The following is a 21,990-nucleotide window of genomic DNA, read 5'->3' as shown; positions in this document are numbered from 1 at the left end:
GGGCGTCTCCGTCAGGGGCGGGGCGATGGGCGGCGGGGACATGGCGGTTCGGGCCATGGGCGCGGGCAGGATCATCCCTGTTTTGACGCGGGCGTGGCGGCGGTGGCGGGGGTTTCGGCCGGAATGCTGACCTTTATGCCGCTGCGCAGGTGATCGACGCCATCAGTCACGACGGTTTCGCCATCCTTCAGGCCGGACGTCACGACCGTCATGCTGTCATTGGCATGGCCGGTCTTTACATCGCGGACATCGACGGTGTGGTCTTCTTTTACGACATACACGAACTGCCCGTTGGGGCCGGTCTGCAATGCATTGGTCGGCACCAGCAGTACGCCATGTTCCGTCATGACCATCAGGTGCGCATTGACGAACTGGTTGGGGAACAGCGTTTCTTCGTTGTTGGGGAAGATGGCGCGCATGCGCACCGTCCCGGTCGAGGTGTCGATCTGGCTGTCAAGCACACTGACCTGCCCGTCGGCGATCTTGTGCTGGTTGCTGCTGTCCCATGCCTCCACCGCCAGCGCCGTGCCTTCATGCAGGCGCTGGGCCACCGGGCCGATATCGTTTTCAGGCAGGGTAAAGATAACGGAAATCGGCTGCATCTGCGTCAGGATGACCAGGCCGTTTGTCTGGCCCGCCGTGATATAGTTGCCCGCATCGACCTGGCGGATACCCACCCTGCCATCCACCGGCGCGATGATGTGGCAGTATGCGATCTGGAGTTTTTCGTTATCCACCTGCGCCTGGTCGGATTTGACCGTGCCTTCGTACTGTTCGACCAGGAACTGCTGGTCCTTTGCCGTCATGGCGGCCACGCTGTTTTGCCGGATCAGGGTCTGGTAACGTGCATTGTCCACCCGCGCCTTCTGCAACAGCGCCTCATCCTGTGCGAGCTGCCCCTCATATTGGGCCAAAAGCACGTCATAAGGGCGCGTGTCGATCAGCGCGAGCAGGTCGCCCTTGTGGACATGTTGCCCCTCGGTAAACAGGACTTTCATCAGGTAGCCGTCGATGCGCGACTGCACCGTCACGTTGGTGATGGGCACGACCGTCCCGAGTTCCGTCAGCACGAAGGGCATGTCGCCCGCATGTACGGTTGCGACGGCCACGGGTTGTGGGGCGTTGTTCGCGTTATGCTTTTTCCCGCCGCCGCCATGGGGGCGCAGGAACGCAACCCCGAGCATGACGCCAAGCACCCCGATACCGCCCCATACAAGCAGGCGCCTGCGCCGGGGCGGGGGAGTGGGCCTGCGGTTCGTGGGGGACGGGGATGACGGGGACTGGTTCGGGGTATCCATGTTCAGGTCAGTTTTCCACCGCAGGTTGCGTCACGTTGATCAGGTGGCTGGTGGCTTGCCAGCCCACCGGCACGGGCTTGAAGAAGGTAACTTTGAAATGACAGGGGCATAAAGTATTGGAATGTAACGTCTCGATTAAGGGTCTTTTCGTTATAAAGGCGAATGTTTCAGTGTCGATTTAATTTTTGTTATACTTTGGGGGCAGGTTGCCCCATTTCGTGTGTATGTCCGCTGATTTCCGCCCCGGCGCGCGGCGACAGGCGCGCCAGCAGCAGCGACGCCGGCGCCGCAAGGACCCCCATCGTCATGAATGCCGCGCTGAAGGTCGCAGCGGTGGCGTCGGCCGCCCCGGCAGGGGAAAATGCCATGCGGCTGAGTGACAGCACACCTGCCGAGACACATATCCCCAGCGACAGGCTCATCTGCTGGGCAGTGGAATAAAAGCTTGTCGCCGCGCTCATGCGTTCGGTGGGCATGTCGGCATAGGCGATGGTGTTGTATCCCGTGAACTGCAACGCCTGCGACATGCCCAGCAGCAGCATCGTCACCACAAGTATCCATAATGGCCATTGCGCGCCGACCATGGCAAGGAAGCAGCACGTGGCGGGCAGGACCCAGGCATTGAACGCCAGAATGTTGCGAAACCCCCACCGGCGATACACCCGCACCGCCAGCACCCGCACAAGCAGCGCGCCAACAGGAGCGACAAAGGTGAGCATACCGCTGCGCGCCGCGCTGAGGCCGAATTCGAGCTGAAGGAAGGAGGGGAGCAGGAAGCCGATCGCCCCGGTCGCAAGGCGGGTGAACATCCCCGCGCAGATCGACACGCGAAATGTCGTAACCCGCCACAGTGACAGGTCCAGCACGGGATGCGCCACATGGCGCGCATGGCGGGCATAGGCCACAAGCCCCGCGATTCCGACCACGCACAGGCCAGCCATCCCGGGCAGGGAGACCTGCCCATGGCTTGACAGTTCCACCCCAAGCATCAGCGCAGCCAGCCCGACACCCGACAGCATGATGCCGCGCATGTCGAAGGGGATGATTTCAGGTGCGCGGATCTGCGGGATGAAGATGTGTGTCAGTACGATGGCCGCCAGCCCGACGGGGATGTTGATATAGAAGATCCAGCGCCATGACAGGTAGGTCGTCAGCACGCCACCGACCACAGGCCCGATCATCGGCCCAAGCGTCGCGGGCAGCATCATCCAGAACATTGCCCCGATCAGCGCGGATTTCGGAACATTCTGCAAGATGACCAGCCGTCCCACCGGCACCATCATCGCCCCGCCCATGCCCTGCAGCATGCGTGCGGCGGCAAGCGACCACAGCCCCGGCGCCATGCTGCACAGGAGGGAGCCCGCCATGAAGACGACAATCGCCGATTGCAGGACGCGCCGGCCGCCGAAACGGTCCGCGACCGGGCCGGAGGCGGGAATGAAGATCGCAAGGCTGAGCATGTAGGACGTCAGGGCGACGGCGGTCTGTGCCACATCGACGCCAAAGGTGCGCGCCATGGTCGGCAGCGCGGTCGTCAGGACCGTGCCATCCATCTGTTCCATGAACAATGTGCTGGCGACGATCATCGCGACGATACGCCGCCGCGATGGCGGGATCGCATAGGAAGGTGGGGGCTGGGTCGTCGGCATGGCGGTCGGCATTGAACGCATTATGGTGCAAGATAGGCAACAGCCCAAGGGAACGTGCTTTCGGGCGATGCGTTGAATCTTGGAAACACACCACTAAGGATGCAGGAGCATTGAAGATGGCCGATAACAAGAGTGAAGCACTTGAAAACAAGGCAGAAGGCCTGGTGGAACAGGGCATCGGCCGCGTCAAGGACGCCGTGGGTGGCCTGACGGGGGATGCGGGCCTGCAGGCGGAAGGCAAGGTCGATCAACTGTCCGGCATGGCGCGGCAGGAATTCGCCGAGCTGTATGAAGAAACCGAGGGGAAGCTTGAAAAAGCCGTGACGTTCGTGCGCGAACGCCCGCTGACGTCGCTGGGTATCGCCGCAGCCATCGGGACGCTGCTTGCGCTGCTGTTTGTCCCCCGCCGCAAAAGCTGAGGGAAGCTGTCGAGTCGCTTTTTTTTCATTTTAAGGGACTCGTTGATTCCAGAGCATCTTGCGCAACAGTACTTAAAAATGGTTTTCATCCTTTCAGAACGGAATTCGCATGCGAATCGGGCTGTGGCAGCACGGTTCGCATGCGAGTCGGGAAGGGGTGGATGCCAGATTACACACGCGAGAAGGCACATGGCGGCAGGGTCGCGGGCGTGGACGAGGTCGGTCGCGGCCCGCTTGCGGGCCCTGTCGTGGCCGCCGCCGTCATGTTCATGCACGGCGTGCCCGACGACCTGGCTTCCCGCCTTGACGACTCCAAGAAACTTCGGCCCGCCGCGCGTCTGCGTGCCTTTGCCGAGCTTCGGGCGCTGCCTTCTGTCCTGATTGGCGTGGCTGCGGCCTCCGTCACGGAAATCGAACGCCACAATATCCTGCGTGCCGCCCATATCGCGATGCAGCGCGCGGTCGCGCGCCTGCCCCAACGTCCCGACCTTGTGCTGGTTGATGGCAATGCCACGCCGGATTTCGGCTGCGCCACGCAATGCGTGGTGGGCGGGGATTCAAAAAGCCTGTCGATCGCGGCGGCCTCCATCGTGGCGAAGGTCATCCGTGACCGCCTGATGGAACGCCTGTCGGTACGCTGGCCCGGCTATGGCTGGGAACGTAATGCCGGTTATGGCACCGCGGCCCATCGCGCGGCGCTGTGCGCCGTGGGGATTACGCCACATCATCGTGCCGCGTTTGGCACGGTGCGCGCGCTGGCCGGTATGTCGGCACCCCCGCCCAGAAGCCGATCCCAATCCCAATCCCAATCCGTGGCTTGCCCCCCGGCCCCACTTACCCCCAAGAATGCGGAGCAGCCATCATGCTGACAAACTCATGAGCGGTGCAGTCATGATGGAACTGCCGCTGGACCAGATCCTGCGCGGCGACTGCGTGGAAATGATGCAGACCCTGCCTGCCGGGTCGATCGACTGTGTCTTTGCCGATCCCCCCTATAACCTGCAATTACGCGGGGAGTTGCGTCGCCCTGATGACAGCATCGTCGATGGCGTCGATGATGACTGGGACAAATTTGCGGACCTGCAGGCTTATGACCGCTTCACCCGCGCCTGGCTGAGCGAGGCGCGGCGCGTCCTGCGCAAGGACGGGACGATCTGGGTGATCGGGTCCTATCACAACATCTTTCGCATCGGCGCAATCCTGCAGGATCTGGGGTTCTGGATCCTTAATGATGTGATCTGGCGTAAATCCAACCCGATGCCCAATTTCCGGGGGCGGCGCTTTACCAATGCGCATGAAACCCTGATCTGGGCGGCACGTGGTCCCGACAGTCGCTATCGCTTCAATTACCAGGCGATGAAGGCGCTTAATGACGATGTGCAGATGCGCTCGGACTGGTACCTTCCGCTCTGCACGGGGGGGGAGCGGCTGCGCAATGAACATGGGCTGAAACTGCATCCGACACAAAAGCCCGAAAGCCTGCTGCATCGCGTGCTGATTGCGTCCACCAATGTTGATGACGTGGTGCTTGACCCCTTTACCGGCACTGGCACCACGCCCGCGATGGCGCGCAGGCTGCGGCGGCGCTTTATCGGTATCGAACGCCACCCCGATTATGCCGAGGCGGCGATTGGCCGTGCCCGGCGTGAAAAGCCCGTACCACTCGACAGTGTGCTGACCACGCCCGCACGGCGTGAATGCCCACGTATTCCGTTCGGTACACTGGTTGAACGCGCGATATTGCCGCCGGGCACGGTCCTGATGGACCGGCAGAAGCGCGTATCCGCCACCGTGGCCCCCGATGGCACCCTGATCAGCGGAGGTCATCGCGGGTCCATTCACAAGCTGGGGGCAACCCTGACGAACGCGCCATCATGCAACGGCTGGACCTTCTGGCATTTCGAACGTGCAGGGGTGTTGCAGCCGCTGGATATCCTGCGCAATGAACTGCGCGCGGAACAGGGGGCGGAGCAGGCCCGGGCGTAATCGTCCGGGCGGGCGGCAGGCGATGGAATGGAACCGCACAGCGCATTCCGCGAACAGTACCGACGATTTCCTGTTCAGCCAGCTCATTCCCTATATCGGTAGCAAGCGAAAGCTGCTCGACCTGATCGCCAGGGCGATCGCGGCAACCGGGGAGCCCCCCAATGCCACAGATTTCGTAGACCTCTTCGCCGGAACGGGGGTTGTCGGGCGGCTGGCCAAGCAGATGGGCTTTCGCGTGATTGCCAATGACTGGGAACCTTATGGCGAGGTTCTTGGCAACTGTTACCTTCTGGCGCAGCGCGCACCATTGTTTTTCAATGGTGTGGGGTATGAGGAGGTCATGGCGCGCCTCAATGCGTTACCGCCGGTGGATGGATGGGTGACGCGTCACCTCTGTCCTGACGATGACGACGCCTATGATGTGGCGCGTGACCGCATGTTCTATATGCGCAAGAACGGGCGGCGGATCGACGCCATCCGTGAACAGGTGGCAACGTGGGAGGCCGAGGGCCTGCTGTCGCCAGTGCAGCGCGCGTGCCTTCTGGCGCCCTTGCTGTTCAGTGCATGTTACAACAGCAATACCAGTGGCCTGTTCAAGGGGTTTCACAATGGGTGGGGTGGACGGACGGGCACCGCGCTGTACCGTATCGCCGCCGACCTGTGCCTGCGCCCTGCGACGTTCCTTGATAATGGGCGTGACAATGTTGTGCTGCGCGCCGATGCGCAGGACGTTGCGCGCAACCTGCGCCCCTATCTTCGCGGTCCGGCCATTGCCTATATCGACCCGCCTTATAACCAGCATCCCTATGGCGCGAATTACCATGTCCTCAACAGCATCGTGCTGTGGGACCAGCCTGCCCTTTCACCCAAGATCAGCGGACGTGACAAGGCTGCGATCCGCACTGACTGGCGCACCGTGCGGCGCAGCGCCTATAATTACCGCGATCGCGCCACGCAGGCCTATGCCCGCCTGCTGGAGACGTTGCCCGTGCGCTGGATCGCCACAAGTTACAGCACTGACGGGATGATTGACCTGCCTGATATGGTCGCGGCGAACCGGGCGCTGGGGCAGGTATCGGTCTTTACACGCGGCTACAAGCGTTACCGCGTCAGCAGCCAGCGTTTTTCATCCAAACCGATGAATGTGGAATTCATCCTCCTGACGCGTGTGGGGCAGCGATGCACGCGCACGGTGACACAGATCGTGGACGAAATCCGCATGGCGGAGGCGCGCATCCTGGCGCAGCATCCCGAAACGGCTTCTGCCGGGGGGTGAAAGGGCCTGGGGTGCCAGCCGCGTGGTGTGCGTCAGCTACCGCCAAACCCGAGGAAGCCCGCCGCCGGTTTCGCATGGCCACCGGTTACGTCATAGCGTGAGTCAACATGTCTGGCCCGCCCGGCCAGAGGTGGCGTGCGGACCGTATCCGCGGCTTCATCCATGTCCGGCCCCTGGGTCGAACCGGATGCGAAATGTGGGTCGGAATCGGAGAAGGTGCGCATCGACAGCAGCAGGAATGTAATGTCGTTGCGGTTCAGGTCGATGGCCATGTCCAGCGGGCTCTGGCCCAGCACGTTATGCGCGGTCATGTCCGCCCCACGGTTCAGTGCTTCTTTCGCTGCGCCAAGGCTGCCACGGTTAATGGCGTCGAACAGGGCATCGGTCGGGTTCATGTCATTGCTGGCATGGCCGCGCACTTCTTCGTTCGACTCCGCACCAGGCAGGGCGGCCGGGGGGGCGGCGGCCTTGGCGGCGCGTCGGGCCTCCGCCTTCTTGGCGGCATCGGCGGCGTCGGCCTCGGCTTCCGCATCATCGGCATCCTGCGCATGGGCCATGTGCAGCGGCACGGTGGCGAAAGGAACGGCCGACAGGAAAAACGCCGCAAGAAGCCCGATGCCTGGTCTGGAAAGCATGTCGTGTCCCATGAATAAACGCCGCGCGCCGTACGCGATGCAGGTGTGCATTACCCCGTAGCGCAGCAATATCGCACGGTGGCAGGGTAACGCAAACTTTAGTCTCATGCCCGTGCGCGCCCTTCGCGCCACCAGCCGAGCATCAGCATCGACAGCACGAACAGCAGCACCGCCCATGGCGGCAGCAACGCATGTGCCTGCTGTCCGGTCACGATATGGGCATGGCGGTCGGGAAAGTCGAAACGCTCAGCCGTCGAATGCGCCGCGCCATTGACCATTCCGATCGCGGGCAGTGATGCGCTCTCCGCCCGTTTTCCCAGCCAGTGCATGCCACCGCCCGTCATCGCGACAAGCGGCTGCAGGCGCGTTGCGGTGGCGCGCAGGTCTGCGAATTCCTGCGGATCTTCGGCGCGGGGGGCCGCGAATGCCTCATGCCCATCGCTGTCACGTACGCTCCAGATCCCGTTTTCGCGGGCCGGAAGGTGCGCCGTGGTGACGCCCTTGTCCCCTGTCGCGGTCAGGGGGACCTGCTGCATCGTGCCGTCGGGATGGGTCACGCGCACCATCGCGGGTGGCGCGGGGAGGAGAGAACGACGGGTGATGTTGAGCTGCCCGCCCGTGATTTCTGCCTCAAGCTGGTTTTCCTCCAGCTCCGGCTCTTTCATCAGCCAGTGTGAAATCCGCCGCAGCAGTTCGGACTGTGGGCCTCCGCCGCCCTCTCCATGCGACCACAGCCACGCCTGATCCGACATCAGGAAGGCCACACGTCCCTTGTCCGCATGGTCCAGCACCAGAAGAGGCTGCTCATGCGGGCCGGTCATCAGCACTTCCCCATTGACGGAATCGGATGCCAGGCTGCGATACCATGGCCCCCAGCCCGGCCCGCCGGCTGATGCCGGGGCACCGGGCAGCCGCGCCGTCACGGGATGACGCTGCCCCGCTTCGGTCAGCATGGGGCGGAACTTCTCGTTCCTCACCCCGTCGGGCGTGATATGGGCAGGCAGGATTTCCGACAGGGGCGTGTCCTGCAACGACCCCGGACCGATGAACTCCGGCCCGCCAATCAGCAGCAGGCCGCCGCCCTCGCGCACATGGTTGGCGATGTTGCGCAGATAGGCCTGGGGCAGGATGCCGTGATTTTCAAACCCGTCGAGGATGATAAGGTCGAACTGCCCGATCTTCTGCTGGAACAGTTCGTTGACGGGAAATGCAATCAGCGCGAGATCCGATAGCGGCGTGCCGTCATCCTTGTCGGGTGGGCGCAGGATGGTGAAATGGACCAGATCGACCGACGGATCGGCCTTCAGCAGCCGCCGCCATACGCGTTCGCCCTGGTTGGGCGTGCCCGAAACCAGCAATACACGCAGCCGGTCGCGCACGCCGTTGATACGCACGATATCGCGGTTGTTGATATCCGATGCCTCACCGGGCAGTTCCGGTACCGACAGTCCCACCAGCATCGGGCCAGGATGGGTAACAGGCAGGGTGATGTCCTGTGGCTGTCCGATCCGTACGATCCGGCTGCTGGGCTGTGCGCCGCCCTGTGTCATCGTCAGTTCCGTCGTGGCGTTCCGGGCGTCGGGACGGCCAAGGTCGTCCACTTCCACACGGATCGTCACGTCCTGCCCCACGATGCCATAAGGCGGCGCCTGCAGGATGCGCAGGCGGCGATCCGTTTCCTCGCCCTGTCCCGTCAGCAGCACATGCAACGGCAGGGTCAGGCGATGGCCCTGCGCATCCGGTGGTGTCAGGACTTCGGGCAACTGGGCCGGGATGTCGTGAACCTGCCCGTCGGTAATCATGACCGCACCGGCCAGGCGTGAGGGCGGGATGTCCGATGCCGCCTGTGTCAGGGCGGAAAACAGGCGCGTGCCGTCATGATGGGCGTCGCGCACGGTAATGGTGCGGGTCTGCAACCCGTCGATATGGCCGATTTCCTCCTGCACGCGTTCGGCGGCGCGATGGGCCATGACCGCGCGGTCGCGGATGGACATGGACGCCGACTGGTCCACCACCACAAGCGCCGTCTGCGGCAGGGGATGCCAGCTTTCGCGTAACCGCTGTGGCCCCGACAGCCATAGTACAAGCCCGGCACCCGCCAGCACCCGCCACGTGGTGCCCCGTGCGCGGCGTGCGATCCCCCATGCACCCATCGCAAGAAGCGCGCCGCCCAGCACCCAGAGCAGCCATGGTGGTACCAGCGGCTGAAAGCCGATCATGTGATGCAGGCGGTCAAGTGACGGCATCATTCCCCCAGGCGCTTCAACAGGGCCGGGACATGGACCTGATCTGCCTTGTAATTCCCCGTCAGGGCATACAGCACGGCATTGACGCCAAAGCGATAGGCCAGCGTCCTCTGTTCGGGGCCGTCGGGGATGGTGGCATAGGGCGTGCCGCCACTGTCATCCACCGCCCATGCATGCGCCCAGTCATTGCTGCCGATGATGACGGGGCTGACGCCATCATTGGTGCTGTCGCCTTCCTGCGCAACCCATACGGGCATCCCGTCATAACGGCCGGGAAAGTCATGCAGCAGGTAGAACGTGTGCGTCAGGACGTGGTGGTCATCCAGCTTCGTCAGGGGCGGGATGTCCAGACCCGCCGTCATGCGTCGCAATGCGGCCGCGGTTCCGGGGGCGGAACCGGTAAAGCTGTCGTCATTTCCCGCCTGGGCCGTGGCGGGGTCCTGCCCCTGCGTGTCGATCATCAGAATACCGCCATGGCGCATATAGGCGTTCAGCGCCGCCGTGCGCGCGGGTGTGGCGGTGGCGTCCGCTGTTACCGGCCAGTAGATCATGGGATAATAAGACAGGTCATCGCGTTCGGGCACCAGCGCATCGGGATGGCCCAGCACGGCGGAGGTGCGGGCATTCACGTAATCCGACAGGCCCTGCAGCCCCTCGCGCGAGACGTCGTCGATATCGGCGTGGTTCGTGATGATATAGCCCAGACGCGTTTCCAGTGCCGCCCCCGGCACGTCGCGTGTTTCGGCCCATGCGGGCGCGGAGGGCGCCGATGCCAGTGCCGCAAGGATGACGGCGCTGACAAGTCCCGCCCGCCGTCCGTTCGTGCGCCCCCCGCCCGCGCGGATCATGCCCGAACGCATCAGGATCGCGGCGATCCCGTCCACCAGAACCAGCCCCAGCGCCAATACCGCCAGGATCGGTCCCAGTGCGAGGTCGGGGGTTTGCCCGCGCAGGTCCATGACCGTACCAACCGGCTGTTGCGGCAGCATTTCCCCCGCATCATCGCCGATATTCAGCGCCCGGCGCGACGCGCGTGGGCCGTACAGGCCCGGCGGATGCGCCGCGGATACCGCGATATGTCCGAACGCATCGGCACGTACGGCCTGCGCGCCTGCGGGGGGTGGACCTTCCACCCCCGCGCCATCAAGCGTCATGTAAGGTGACAGCAGGCTCTGGTCCGCCGGGGTTTCAATGCCGACCGCCCGTTCGCCAAGCCGTTGCAGCATGCCGACGAACAGGCCGGACAGCGGCAGGTTGGACCAGTCTGCCGTGCTGGTGACATGAAACAGCACAACCTGTCCCGCCCCCAGTGCCGCATGCGTCACCAGCGGCGTCCCGTCCACCAGCCGGGCCCATGTATGGGTGTCCAGATCGGTCGAGGGCCGTGCCAGCACCTGTTTGGACACCGTGACATCGGCAGGCACCGGCAGGTCATGGAAGGGCGAGCGCGCATCGAAAGCGGCAAGATGTTCAGGCTTGCTCCACGACATCGCACCACCCAGCACGCGTTCCCCATCCATCAGCGGCACCGGCAGCAGGGTATCCGCCACAGAGGTATTGGCCCCGTGTATATCGCGCGAAGTGGTCTCGGCCGGGGGTGTATCGGTACGCGGTCCGTCGGCAGGGACGGGGGGGGCAATGCCGGTGCCACCCGCGGCCTGTACAAGCAGCGGGCCGGAAAAGCGGATCAGTGTGCCGCCCCTGCGGACCCATTCCTCGACCTTGTGGCGTGCATCGGGACTGCCCAGCGTGCCGTCCGGGGCGATCAGGATGGACAGGGGACGCGACAGCAATGTGTCAAGTGTCCCTTCGCGCAGTTCCGCCCCCGGCGCCAACGCCCGGCGCAGATAGAACAGGCTGCCCATCAGGGGGGTATCCGACGCGTTGCCCGAAATCAGGCCCACCGGGCGCCTGCGGTCATTTTCATCCAGCAGTCGTACGCTGGCGGGGCCATTGATGGCATCGACCTCCACATGGTCCAGTTGGTTGCGCAGTTCCACCGGCAGCGTCAGCCGCACATCGGCCTGACGTGCATCAGGGGGCATCGTAACATGCAGGACCTGTAGCGTGCTGTTGTCGATGGTCTGCGCCCGCACGCTGACCTGGCGCAGGACGGGACGCGGTACCGTGCGTAGCCGCAGGTCCAGCGCCTCGGCACCATTATGGCCGGGGGCAAGGGTGACGATATCCGCATCGGGCAGGCGCAGGTCATGCACCGGACCGACATCGCGCAGCGCCGTGGCGAACGCCGCGTCATCGCCCGTCGCCATTCCGTCCGCCAGATAAAGCACCGGCCCGTGCCAGCCATGTTGCAGCAGCGCCCGCACCGCCCCGGTGGCGGCCCGGCGGTCCACCCCCCATGGCTGCGGTTCCGAAGGGGCGAGTATCGTGCGCATGATCGCAGGGTCCTGCGCATCGCCAACCCGCATGACCTCATTTCCCGTGGGTGGCGCCGTCAGCAGCAGGCGCACGGAATGCCCATTGCGCGCCAGCCGTTCAAGGATGCTGTCCACCGCGCGAAGGCGCTGTGTCCAGCCGGGGGCGGCGGCCCATCCATTGTCGATCACCAGCAGCGTGTCCGCAGACATGCTGATGCCTGCGCGGTCACGCGTGATGAAAGGCTGTGCGCAGGCCGTGATGACAAGGACCACCGCCATGCAACGCAGGATCAGCAGCCACAGCGGCGCGCGTGCCACGTCATCATTGCGCGCGCCCAGCCCGCGCAGAAGGGCGATGGGGGGAAAGGACTGTTCGCGCGGACGCGGCGGCAGCGCACGCAACAGCAGCCAGACCACCGGCAGCAGTACGAACGCCCACAAGACCCATGGTGCGGCCAGGATCATGCGCGCATCCCCCCGCCTGTATGGTGGGCCGCGGCAAGTTGCGCATGCAGCGCCAGCAGGGCACGTTCGGGGGGCTGGTCAGTGGTCTGGGTGATCATCGCGTTCCCGCCGGCGCGGCACAGGTCCGAAAGCTGCTGTTGATGCTGCGTGAATGCCGCACGATAGGCGGTGCGCAGGTCCGTCCCGGCAGACAGGGTCAGGGGGGCTTCATCCTCCAGCCCCATGAACCGCGTGCGCCCGGCATAAGGCATGTCGCGTTCTGCCGGGTCGATAACCTCGATCAGGCTGGTACGCACCTGTCGCGCCAGCGCCGCGCGCAACAGGCCCGAAAATGCGGCCGGATCGTATAACCCGTCCCCCAGCAGTACAAGTCGCCCATTGCGCGCAAGATGTCCGGCCTGTGGCAGGGTTGCGGGCGGGGAAGGGCGGCGCATCGCATCAATCAGCACTATCGACATGCGCTCCAGCCCGCCATTACCCGATATGGCCGTGACCGTCGCGCCATCCGCGCCCAGCAGGCGCACGCGTTCCCCCTGCCGCAGCAGCATCGCCGCCAGCGCCAGCGCCAGCACAAGGGCGCTTTCCGCCTTGGTCGGCAGGGTGTCGGAGGAGTGCCAGTTCATGGAAGAACTGTTATCGCACCAGATGAAAATAGTCTGGGCTGTCTGTGCCTCGTTTTCGCGCACAAAGGGACGTTCGCCGCGCGCGGACTGTCGCCAGTCGATGCGCGATGCGGCCTCCCCGGGTTGTGCCGGGCGGTATTGCCAGAAATTTTCTCCCGATCCGGCCCGGCGTCGGGCATGCCCGCCCTGCTGTACCGCCTGTGCGATCCGGCGTGCCGTCATGATCAGGGCAGGCATCCGCGCGGCCAGCGCACGTGCCAGGGCGGGTCCGTCCTGCGTGGCCATGGAGAGGCCAGAGGGCAGGATACCAGAGGGCAGGACAGCGGACGTGGTGGTCCCGACGGTGGCGCTTTTCCCCACGGTATCCCCCACGCCATGACCTGGGGTATTTCCCATGACGCCCCTTCTGGCGCGTGGAAAGAAGCGTCTGAGGAAAGCGGGCGCGGGCATATGATCAGCCACGACCCATATCAGCCCAGATGCCCAAGCAGTCCGTCGATCAACTGCTCCAGTTTCTGGTTTTCGGCCCGTGCGGTAAAGGTCAGGGCCATGCGGTGCGCCAGTACGGGGTGCGCCAGTGCTGCGACGTCATCCAGCGTGGGCGATAGCCGCCCGTCAAGCAGCGCGCGTGCCCGCGTCGCCAGCATCAGCGCCTGTGCCGCACGCGGGCCGGGGCCCCAGGCCACGGTATCGCGGATCGCGGGGGTGCTGGTGGTTTCCGGGCGGGCCTCGCGCACCAGGCGGACGATGGCGTCCACCACCTTTTCCCCCGTGGGCAGGGCGCGTACGACCTGCTGCGCCGCGATGACGTCATGCGCGCTCATGACAGGTTCCGCCGTGGCCTGCGTGGTGCCGGTGGTGGCCAGCAGCATGGCGCGTTCGGCCTCAAGGTCCGGGAAATCAAGCAGGATCTGCATCATGAAGCGGTCAAGCTGCGCCTCGGGCAGGGGGTAGGTGCCTTCCTGTTCGATCGGGTTCTGCGTCGCCAGCACGTGGAACGGGCGCGGCAGGGCATGGTCGGTGCCTGCGATCGCGACATGGTGTTCCTGCATCGCCTGCAGCAGGGCGGACTGTGTGCGCGGGCTTGCGCGGTTGATTTCGTCGGCCATCAGCAACTGGCAGAAAACCGGTCCGGCGACAAAGCGGAAGCTGCGCCGCCCCTGTGCGTCCTCGTCAAGGATTTCACTGCCGAGGATGTCAGACGGCATCAGGTCTGGCGTGAACTGCACCCGGCGTGCATCAAGGCCCATCACCCGCCCGATGGTCGTGACCAGCAACGTCTTGCCCAGCCCCGGCGCACCCACCAGCAGCGCATGCCCCCCCGCGAGGAGGGATGTCAGCGCAAGGTCGATCACGCGATTCTGTCCCAGTATGACCTTGCCCACCTCCGCACGGGCGGCGCGCAGCCGTGCGGCAGTGGCATCGGCCATCGCCGCGGCCTGTATGGCATCGGGGGGGGAGGATATCGTCATGTTCGCAGGCTCCGCGCGGGAGGGGGAAAAGGCATCGGAGGTCATCATTCCTTCAGTCTGACACGTCCGGGGGTTTCATCAAGCCGGGGTTGCTCCCTATATCAGGTGGAGCAAGGTTTCATAATGTTCGGGTTAACGCACTTGACGGACGATTTCGAGACGAGAGTCACATTCGGTGGCATGCGCCCCGCTGCTGGCCGCCCCGCTGCGGCAGGTTCCGTTGCCGGGCTACATGGGCACGATGCCGGTCCGGGCATGCCTTCGCAAGGGGCGCGCGCGGCCACGGGGGCATCTACGGGGCCATCCATGGGGGCATCCATGGGGCCGGGCGGTCCGTCATGCGGGGCGCTGCCTTTCCTGATCCGCCGGGACGGGACGTGGCTGTATCGTGGCTCGCCCATTACGCGCAAGCCGATGGTCTGCCTGTTCGCCTCCACATTGCGGCGTGACCTGACCGGGGCGTTCCGGCTGCAGACCCCGGTGGAATCCGGCACGATAGAGGTGGAGGACGCGCCCTTTGTCGCCGTCAGCCTTGAATGGTGCGGCTGTGGCCGTAACCAGGTCCTGTCCTTTCGCACCAATGTGGATCAGGTAGTCTGTGCCGGGCCGGACCATCCGATTCGTGTCGACTGGGACCGTCCCTGTGACGAGGACGGGGCCGGGGCGGTGCCGTATGTGCAGGTGCGGCCGGGCGATGGTCCCCTGCCGATCGAGGCACGGGTATCGCGGGCTGTCTATTACGAACTTGCGGCCCTTGCGGTGCCGGGGCATTGCCACGGCGCCCCCTGCCTTGGGGTCTGGAGCGGCGGGGTCTTTTTCCCCCTTGGCCGCCTGCCCTGTTGCAGGGAGGGGGATATGGGCGACGATGATGACGGGGATGGCTGTGCGCAATGACGCCACGCCCCGTCTGATGTGCCGATGCTTCGGGGCGCGTGGGGGGATTTATTGCACAGGGGACGGGCGATGAACGATGCCCTGCCGCCAGTTGCCCCCACCCAGCCTACGCCCCGTCAGTCCGCCCCCGTTCAGCCTGCCCATGTTCAGCTTGCCTCTGACCCGCTGGCGCGGCTGTACCGCACGCGGCCGGAGACTGTCGCGACACTGGCGCGGATATGGGACATCGTGCCTGATGCACGGCTGGTGGGCGGTGCGGTGCGGGACCTGTTGTGTGGACGTACGGTGTCGGACATGGACATGGCCACGGCGCTTCCCCCGCAGGACGTCATGGCGCGGCTGGGCGCTGCGGGCATCCGGGTTGTGCCGACGGGACTGGCGCATGGGACGGTGACGGCGGTGCTGGAGGGGCGCCCTTACGAAATTACGACCCTGCGCCGTGATGAACAGACCGATGGCCGCCACGCGCAGGTTGCATGGACCGATGATTGGCGCGAGGACGCGGCCCGGCGTGATTTCACCATCAACGCGATGTCCTGCGACCGTGCGGGCGTGGTGCATGATCCGTTTGGCGGGCGGGCGGACCTTGCGGCGGGACGTGTGCGTTTCGTGGGGGACGCGCACGCCCGTATTACGGAGGATGCGTTGCGTATCCTGCGTTTTTTCCGGTTCAATGCCCGTTATGGTGGCGACGTGCCCGATGCGGATGCCATGGCGGCGGCAACCGCGTTGGCCCCCATGGTCGAACGCCTGTCGGTTGAACGGATATGGTCCGAACTGCGCCGTATCCTGAGCGGACCACGGGTTGCGGCCACACTGGCGTTGATGGAGCATGGCGGCGTGCTGGCCCGTATCCTGCCCGAAGGCTACGACCTTTCACGCCTTGGGCGGCTGCTGGCCTGCTATGGGCCGGCAGATGCGTTGCTGCGGTGCGCGGCACTGTTTGTGGGGGACATGCAGGTGGTGGCGCAACGGCTGCGGCTGTCGCGCGCGGATGAACGTTTCGTGCGGGCGGTGCATGATGGGGCACTGCATGGCGGGGGCGATGGCCTTCATCCGGGCATGACAGGAGCGGAGATCGCGCGCATGCTGGTGGCGGACCCGACCGATATCCTGATCGCCCGCACATGGCTGCGGCAGGGGGAGGTGCTGGGGCGCCCCGATGTCGGGTGGGACGACCTGCGTGCCATCATAACCCGATGCCCACGCCCGGTCTTTACACTGGCGGGACGCGACGTGGTGGCGGCCGGATGTCCGCCCGGCCCCCGTGTGGGGGCGATATTGGCACAGGTGCGGGACTGGTGGCTGTCGGGGGGATGCGTGGCGGATCGCGTCGCCTGCCTTGCGCACCTGCGGCATGTGCTGGGGGCCTGAGGGGCACGCCACACCGGATTTCGTGGTGTCCCGGTTTTTCCGTGCCGGTTTTCCGTCCCGTTTTTGGGTGCCGTTTTTAAGTGCCGTTTTTCTGGGGCGATGAAAAAAAACACGAACCGGTTTTGCATTAAAGGCATGCAGGAGTTTATAGGGCCGTATGAACGTTGTTCGATCGACGCGGCCCGATGCCGCCGGAAAAATAATGCCGCCAGATCCCCATGCCCCGGCGTCAGCCGACGGGCTTGCCCGTCGGTTGTGGCGCGAGGAGCTGAGCCATTATCGCCTGCGCATCGCGGGGGTGGTGGTGCTGACGGCCCTGATGGCGGTCTTCAGCGCACTGTATCCGCTGGTGATCCAGCGTGCGCTGGACATGTTCGCAACGCAGGACAGGCGCATCCTGTATCAGGTTCCGATTCTGGTGGTCCTGATCACCACGGCCAAGGCCATTTCCCAATATGGGCAGAGTGTTGCGGTGCAGGGGCTGGTCCTGTCGGTCATCCGGGGTCTGCAGGGGCGGATGTTCGCCCATCTGGTGAATGCCGACATCTCCCGCATCGAGGCGGAGGCCCCGGCCCGGCTGGCCGCGCGGTTCACCACCGATGCCGTTTCCATCCGCGAGGCGATGATCCGTGCGACCAACGCGCTTGGCGATGGCGTGACGGTCGTCGGCCTGATCGTGTCGATGTTCTACATGGATTGGGAACTCAGCCTGATCGCCGCCGTGCTGTATCCCATCGCCGCAATGCCCGTGCGCAGGCTGGGTAAGCGCCTGCGCCGGGAATCGGGGGGGGTGCATGAACAGACAGGCAGTACTGCCGCGTTGCTGACCGAAAGCTTTGCACAGGCCCGTACCATCCGCGTCTATGGGCTGGAGGCGGTGGAGCAGACGCGCGCGAACCATGTCCTCGACATGCTGCATGCCGGCCTGCTGCGCATTGCGCGGGGGCGTGCGCGCGTGGACCCGATGCTGGAGGTGCTGGGCGGGATCGCGGTGGCGGCGGTGCTTGGTTTTGCCGGGTGGCGCGCGACGCAGGGTGGCGCGACGCTGGGGGATTTTTCCGGTTTTGTCGCAGCGCTGCTGCTTGCGGCGCGGCCGCTGCGCGCGCTTGGCACGCTCAATGTCGCGCTGCAAGAAGGCATGGGCGGGTTACAGCGTGTCTTTGAGGTCATTGATGAACCCGCCGCAGTGTGTCAGTCCGCCGACGCGCGGCCCCTGCCCGCCGGGCGGGGGGATCTGCGTTTCAATGATGTGTCCTTCGTCTATCCCGACGGGCGGATGGGGCTGGCGGGGCTGGATTTCGTTGCCCGTCCCGGTACGACCGTTGCACTGGTGGGGGCATCGGGGGCGGGGAAGTCCACGGCCCTGTCGCTGGTGCCGCGCCTGCATGACGTGTCCGGCGGCGGAATCGTGCTGGATGGGGAGGATCTGCGCCACCTGATCCTGTCGGACCTGCGCGATGCCATTGCCTATGTCAGTCAGGATTCGCTGCTGTTCGACATGTCGGTGGGGGACAATATCCGCATGGGCAACCGCCATGCCGATGAAACGCAGATGCGTGCGGCAGCCCGTGCGGCGGCGGCGGACGCGTTCATCATGGCGTTGCCCGATGGGTATGACACCATCGTCGGGCCGGGGGGGCAGAGGTTGTCGGGGGGGCAGCGTCAACGTGTCGCCCTGGCGCGTGCGCTGCTGCGCAATCCGCGCATCCTGCTGCTGGACGAGGCGACAAGCGCGCTTGACAGCGAAAGCGAGGCCACCGTGCAGCAGGCGCTGGCGCATCTGCGTCACGGGCGGACGACCATCATCGTCGCCCATCGCCTGTCCACCATTCGTTCCGCAGATCTGGTGGTCGTGATGGCCGAAGGGCGGGCCGTCGAACGTGGCACCCACGATGACCTGATGCGCCATGACGGCGTCTATGCCCGTATGGTCCGAACACAGGCTTTTGGCCTGTAGTGCGCCTGCTGGTGCATTAGGGGCGAATAAGCCATGCACGATGGTTGAAGTCGCTTCGCGTTCGTGCCATGCATTGACCGACCCGTTCGGTCAATACGGTCGCGCTGCGCGAAGCCGGAAGATACGAATCGCACGAAATGAGGGAACCACATGGCCGGTGATGAAGCCCAGACGCCAGACAAAGCACAGGCAAGCGACCACAAGCCCACGGAAAAATCGTCCCGCAAGATCATCTTGATCGCGGTACTCGTCGCGCTGGTCCTTGCTGCGGCGGTGTACTGGTTCCTGCATCGGGGCGAGGTGGAGACCGATGACGCGTTTACCTCTGGCCGTGCGGTCACGATCGCACCGCATGTGCGTGGTTACGTGACCGAGCTGCTGGTCAATGACAACCAGTTCGTCCATGAAGGGCAGGTCCTTGCGAGGCTTGATGACCGTGACTGGCGCGCCGAACGCGACCAGGCCGCGGCCAACCTGGAAATGGCCCGCGCACAGGTTGCAAGTTCCGAACTGATGCTTGCCGTTGCGCAGAAGAACTTCCCCGGCCACCTGCTGGCGGCACAAGGCGCGTTGCAGGGCGCACAGGCGCAGGAATTCCGCGCGCAGACCGATTTCAGGCGGCAGCATTCCGTTGCCCGTGCCGCCACGTCGCAGCAGGACATAGATTACGCCACCGCGGCATTGGACGAGGCAAAGGCCCGCGTGTTGCAGGCGCAGGGCGAATTGCAGCAGGCCCTGCCGGTGGAGCCCAATATTTCCAGCACGCAGAGCAAGGTTTCCCAGGCGCAGGCGCAGGAGCATGAGGCGGAAGCCCGGCTGCGGCAGGCGGAGCTGAACCTTGAATGGACCGTGATCCGCGCACCGCATGATGGCTGGATCTCGCAGCGTAATATCGAGCGCGGCACCCTTGCACAGGTGGGGCAGACGCTCTTTTCCATCGTGGAGCCCGAGGTGTGGATCGTCGCCAATTACAAGGAAACGCAGCTTGCGAACATGCGTCCGGGGCAGAAGGTGGATATCGCGGTTGACGCCTATCCGTTCCTGAAGCTGAAGGGGCATGTTGATTCGTTGCAGCTGGGCACCGGTGCGACCTTCAGCGCCTTCCCGCCAGAAAACGCCACGGGCAATTACGTCAAGATCGTCCAGCGCGTCCCCGTCAAGATCCTGATCGACGAAGGGCTGCGTCCTGACCTGCCGCTGTCGCTTGGCCTGTCGGTCGAACCCACGGTCTTCACGCGATGAGTGCGGCGGCAGCCCCCACCGATGGCCACGCCGAACAGGCGTGGAAGCCGAAGCATAATCCGTGGCTGATTGCCGTGGTGGTCACGGTTGCCGCGTTCATGGAGATCCTTGACACCACCATCGTCAACGTCTCCCTGCCGCACATCGCGGGGAACCTGTCGTCCACCTATGATGATGCGACATGGACGCTGACATCCTACCTTGTCGCCAACGGCATCGTGCTGACCATTTCCGGCTGGCTGGGGAAGCTGTTCGGGCGAAAGAAATACTTCCTGATATGTATTTCGATGTTCTCGATCTCTTCGTTCCTGTGCGGAATTTCGACCAGCCTGCCTGAACTGATCTTCTTCCGCCTGTTGCAGGGGTTTTTCGGGGGCGGCCTGCAACCGAACCAGCAATCGATCATCCTTGATACCTTTCCCCCGGCAAAACGCGCTGCGGCCTTTGGCCTGACGGCGATTGCAACCGTGGTGGCCCCCGTCATCGGGCCGTCGCTCGGGGGGTGGATTACCGACAATTATTCGTGGCGGTGGGTGTTCTTCATCAATGTGCCCGTCGGCGCACTGGCGACGGTTGCGGTGTCGTTTATGATCGAGGACCCGCCATGGGCGCGCAAGCAGCCGGCCCCGCTGGATTTCATCGGGATCGGCCTGATCACCATCGGGTTCGGCTGTCTGGAGGTCGCGGTCGATCGTGGCGAGGACGAAGACTGGTTCGGGTCGCGCATCATTGTCATCATGGCGATCCTGGCGGTGCTGGGTATCGGCGGGGCCATTGCCTGGCTGTTGCATACCAAGAAACCGGCCGTGGATTTAAGGGTGTTCAAGGACAGGAATTTCGCGGTCGGCACTGCGCTGATGGGGGCGGTGGGGGCGTTGCTCTATTCCTCTGCCATTATCGTGCCGCAGTTTGCGCAGCAGGTCATGGGCTATACCGCGACCCTGTCGGGCCTGATCCTGTCGCCCGGCGGTGTGGCCGTCATCATCCTGATCCCGCTTGTCGGCATGGCGATGAAAAAGGTGCAACTGCGTTACATCATCGCCTTTGGCTTTTTCCTGATGGGCATGTCGATGTTGTGGTCGGCGCGGCTGGTCCCGGCACTGGATTTCCGCCATCTCGTCTTGTTCCGTATGAGCCAGACGGCCACCATGGCTTTCCTGTTCGTGCCGATTTCGACCATCACCTATGCCACCTTGCCGCGTGAACTTAATGCCGATGGTTCCGCGTTGTTCAGCATGGCGCGCAATGTGCTGGGATCGCTCAGTATCTCCGGGGCGACAGCGATGGTGACGGAACTGCGCCAGGCACATCAGAGCAATATGGTCCACTGGATGACGCCGTTCCATCAGCCCTTTAACGAATATCTGTCACAGGCGCGTATCGCGGCGGTGGCGCGGGGCTTTGCCGAACCTGTCGTCAATTCCGTGGCCATGGGAAAGCTGTACCAGCAGTTTTCCAAACAGATCGCGATCCTTGCCTATAACGAGGTGTTCATGATCCTTGGGATCGGATCGCTTCTGGTGGTGCCGTTCTGCTTCCTGATGTCGCCGCTCAAGGGAGGGGACAAGTAATGGCGGCGGATGGGGACATCCGCGTTGCCTGTGCCGCGATCGTCCGTGATGGCGCCCTGTTGTGCGTGCGTAAGGTGGGGACGGGACTGTTCATGCTGCCGGGGGGAAAGCCCGAACCCGGGGAAGAAGGTCTTGCCGCCTTGCAACGTGAAGTGATGGAGGAACTGGGTTGTGCCCTGCACCCGGGTGGTGCGCGGCCATTGGGGCGGTATAAGGCCCCTGCCGCGCATGAGGCCGGGCGGACGGTGCATGCCGATATCTGGCTGGCGGACCTGTCAGGCGTTCCACAGGCGCAGGCGGAAATTGCGGAAATTCGCTGGATTGACCTTCATGATCCCAAGGCCGAGCCACTGTTGGCCCCGCTGCTGCGCACTCAGGTCATGCCTGCGCTTCGCCAGTTGTAAGGGGTGTTTGAAAAGTCAGGCTTTATAACACCCTGAAATTATAAAGGTTTTTGGTAGAGCTTTTTCTAAAAAGCTTCAGAAGACGCCGCCTTTTTTCAAAA

17 protein-coding genes are annotated in these 21,990 nt (G+C 64.3%); 10 read left to right on the top strand and 7 right to left on the bottom strand.

Annotation, left to right across the window (positions count from 1 at the left end; translation table 11 throughout):
• Positions 1-71: 71 nt before the first annotated feature.
• Both B7G66_RS05405 and B7G66_RS05400 read right to left on the bottom strand, forming a co-directional pair.
• On the bottom strand, positions 72-1,298 hold the full coding sequence (locus tag B7G66_RS05405) for an MdtA/MuxA family multidrug efflux RND transporter periplasmic adaptor subunit (RefSeq protein ID WP_040510950.1): 1,227 nt from the start codon (positions 1,296-1,298) through the stop codon (positions 72-74).
• A 188-nt stretch (positions 1,299-1,486) separates the two neighbouring features.
• Positions 1,487-2,947 carry an MFS transporter gene (locus B7G66_RS05400; RefSeq protein WP_048858904.1) on the bottom strand — a complete coding sequence of 487 codons (1,461 nt, stop codon included), beginning with the start codon at positions 2,945-2,947 and terminating at the stop codon, positions 1,487-1,489.
• 116 nt (positions 2,948-3,063) lie between these two features.
• Here B7G66_RS05400 and B7G66_RS05395 point away from each other — a divergent pair, with 116 nt between their 5' ends.
• The 4 genes from B7G66_RS05395 to B7G66_RS05380 all read left to right on the top strand — a co-directional run bounded on the left by B7G66_RS05395 (position 3,064) and on the right by B7G66_RS05380 (position 6,628).
• Positions 3,064-3,366 carry a CsbD family protein gene (locus B7G66_RS05395; RefSeq protein ID WP_003621041.1) on the top strand — a complete coding sequence of 101 codons (303 nt, stop codon included), beginning with the start codon at positions 3,064-3,066 and terminating at the stop codon, positions 3,364-3,366.
• Positions 3,367-3,527: 161 nt separating this feature from the next.
• On the top strand, positions 3,528-4,235 hold the full coding sequence (locus B7G66_RS05390) for a ribonuclease HII (protein WP_003621039.1): 708 nt from the start codon (positions 3,528-3,530) through the stop codon (positions 4,233-4,235).
• A gap of 7 nt (positions 4,236-4,242) precedes the next feature.
• A complete protein-coding gene (locus tag B7G66_RS05385; protein ID WP_040510948.1) occupies positions 4,243-5,352 on the top strand; it encodes a site-specific DNA-methyltransferase in 1,110 nt (369 codons plus the stop codon).
• A gap of 22 nt (positions 5,353-5,374) precedes the next feature.
• Positions 5,375-6,628, top strand: a complete 1,254-nt coding sequence (locus B7G66_RS05380; RefSeq protein ID WP_003621035.1) for a DNA adenine methylase — start codon at positions 5,375-5,377, stop codon at positions 6,626-6,628.
• Positions 6,629-6,660: 32 nt separating this feature from the next.
• Here B7G66_RS05380 and B7G66_RS05375 read toward each other — a convergent pair whose 3' ends face one another.
• The 5 genes from B7G66_RS05375 to B7G66_RS05355 all read right to left on the bottom strand — a co-directional run bounded on the left by B7G66_RS05375 (position 6,661) and on the right by B7G66_RS05355 (position 14,495).
• Positions 6,661-7,263 carry an ankyrin repeat domain-containing protein gene (locus tag B7G66_RS05375; RefSeq protein WP_003621033.1) on the bottom strand — a complete coding sequence of 201 codons (603 nt, stop codon included), beginning with the start codon at positions 7,261-7,263 and terminating at the stop codon, positions 6,661-6,663.
• Positions 7,264-7,367: 104 nt separating this feature from the next.
• Entirely contained in the window at positions 7,368-9,509 is a 2,142-nt protein-coding gene (locus B7G66_RS05370) for a glutamine amidotransferase (protein ID WP_040512494.1), read from the bottom strand.
• The gene (locus B7G66_RS05365) at positions 9,509-12,352 is read right to left on the bottom strand and encodes a DUF4159 domain-containing protein (protein ID WP_003621029.1); all 2,844 of its coding nucleotides are present in this window, start codon (positions 12,350-12,352) and stop codon (positions 9,509-9,511) included. The genes B7G66_RS05370 and B7G66_RS05365 overlap by 1 nt, the downstream gene beginning before the upstream one ends.
• Complete coding sequence (locus B7G66_RS05360) at positions 12,349-13,371, bottom strand: DUF58 domain-containing protein (RefSeq protein WP_003621028.1); 1,023 nt, start codon at positions 13,369-13,371, stop codon at positions 12,349-12,351. The genes B7G66_RS05365 and B7G66_RS05360 overlap by 4 nt, the downstream gene beginning before the upstream one ends.
• A gap of 74 nt (positions 13,372-13,445) precedes the next feature.
• Positions 13,446-14,495 (bottom strand): AAA family ATPase, encoded by a 1,050-nt coding sequence (locus B7G66_RS05355; protein WP_040510945.1) that lies wholly within the window; start codon positions 14,493-14,495, stop codon positions 13,446-13,448.
• 258 nt (positions 14,496-14,753) lie between these two features.
• Between B7G66_RS05355 and B7G66_RS05350 the strand changes: the two genes are divergently transcribed.
• The 6 genes from B7G66_RS05350 to B7G66_RS05325 all read left to right on the top strand — a co-directional run bounded on the left by B7G66_RS05350 (position 14,754) and on the right by B7G66_RS05325 (position 21,889).
• The gene (locus tag B7G66_RS05350) at positions 14,754-15,341 is read left to right on the top strand and encodes a DUF1285 domain-containing protein (RefSeq protein ID WP_048858903.1); all 588 of its coding nucleotides are present in this window, start codon (positions 14,754-14,756) and stop codon (positions 15,339-15,341) included.
• A gap of 69 nt (positions 15,342-15,410) precedes the next feature.
• The gene (locus B7G66_RS05345) at positions 15,411-16,715 is read left to right on the top strand and encodes a CCA tRNA nucleotidyltransferase (protein ID WP_003621023.1); all 1,305 of its coding nucleotides are present in this window, start codon (positions 15,411-15,413) and stop codon (positions 16,713-16,715) included.
• Positions 16,716-16,917: 202 nt separating this feature from the next.
• On the top strand, positions 16,918-18,672 hold the full coding sequence (locus B7G66_RS05340) for an ABC transporter ATP-binding protein (RefSeq protein ID WP_040512487.1): 1,755 nt from the start codon (positions 16,918-16,920) through the stop codon (positions 18,670-18,672).
• Positions 18,673-18,822: 150 nt separating this feature from the next.
• Positions 18,823-19,914, top strand: a complete 1,092-nt coding sequence (locus B7G66_RS05335) for an HlyD family secretion protein (RefSeq protein ID WP_003621019.1) — start codon at positions 18,823-18,825, stop codon at positions 19,912-19,914.
• Complete coding sequence (locus tag B7G66_RS05330) at positions 19,911-21,485, top strand: DHA2 family efflux MFS transporter permease subunit (RefSeq protein ID WP_003621018.1); 1,575 nt, start codon at positions 19,911-19,913, stop codon at positions 21,483-21,485. Before B7G66_RS05335 ends, B7G66_RS05330 begins: the two co-directional genes overlap by 4 nt.
• On the top strand, positions 21,485-21,889 hold the full coding sequence (locus tag B7G66_RS05325; protein WP_003621017.1) for an NUDIX hydrolase: 405 nt from the start codon (positions 21,485-21,487) through the stop codon (positions 21,887-21,889). The genes B7G66_RS05330 and B7G66_RS05325 overlap by 1 nt, the downstream gene beginning before the upstream one ends.
• Positions 21,890-21,990: the final 101 nt, after the last annotated feature.

The sequence above is a fragment of the Novacetimonas hansenii JCM 7643 genome (assembly GCF_000964405.1).
Lineage (GTDB): Bacteria > Pseudomonadota > Alphaproteobacteria > Acetobacterales > Acetobacteraceae > Novacetimonas > Novacetimonas hansenii.
This window is presented reverse-complemented; position numbering and strand designations above follow the sequence as displayed.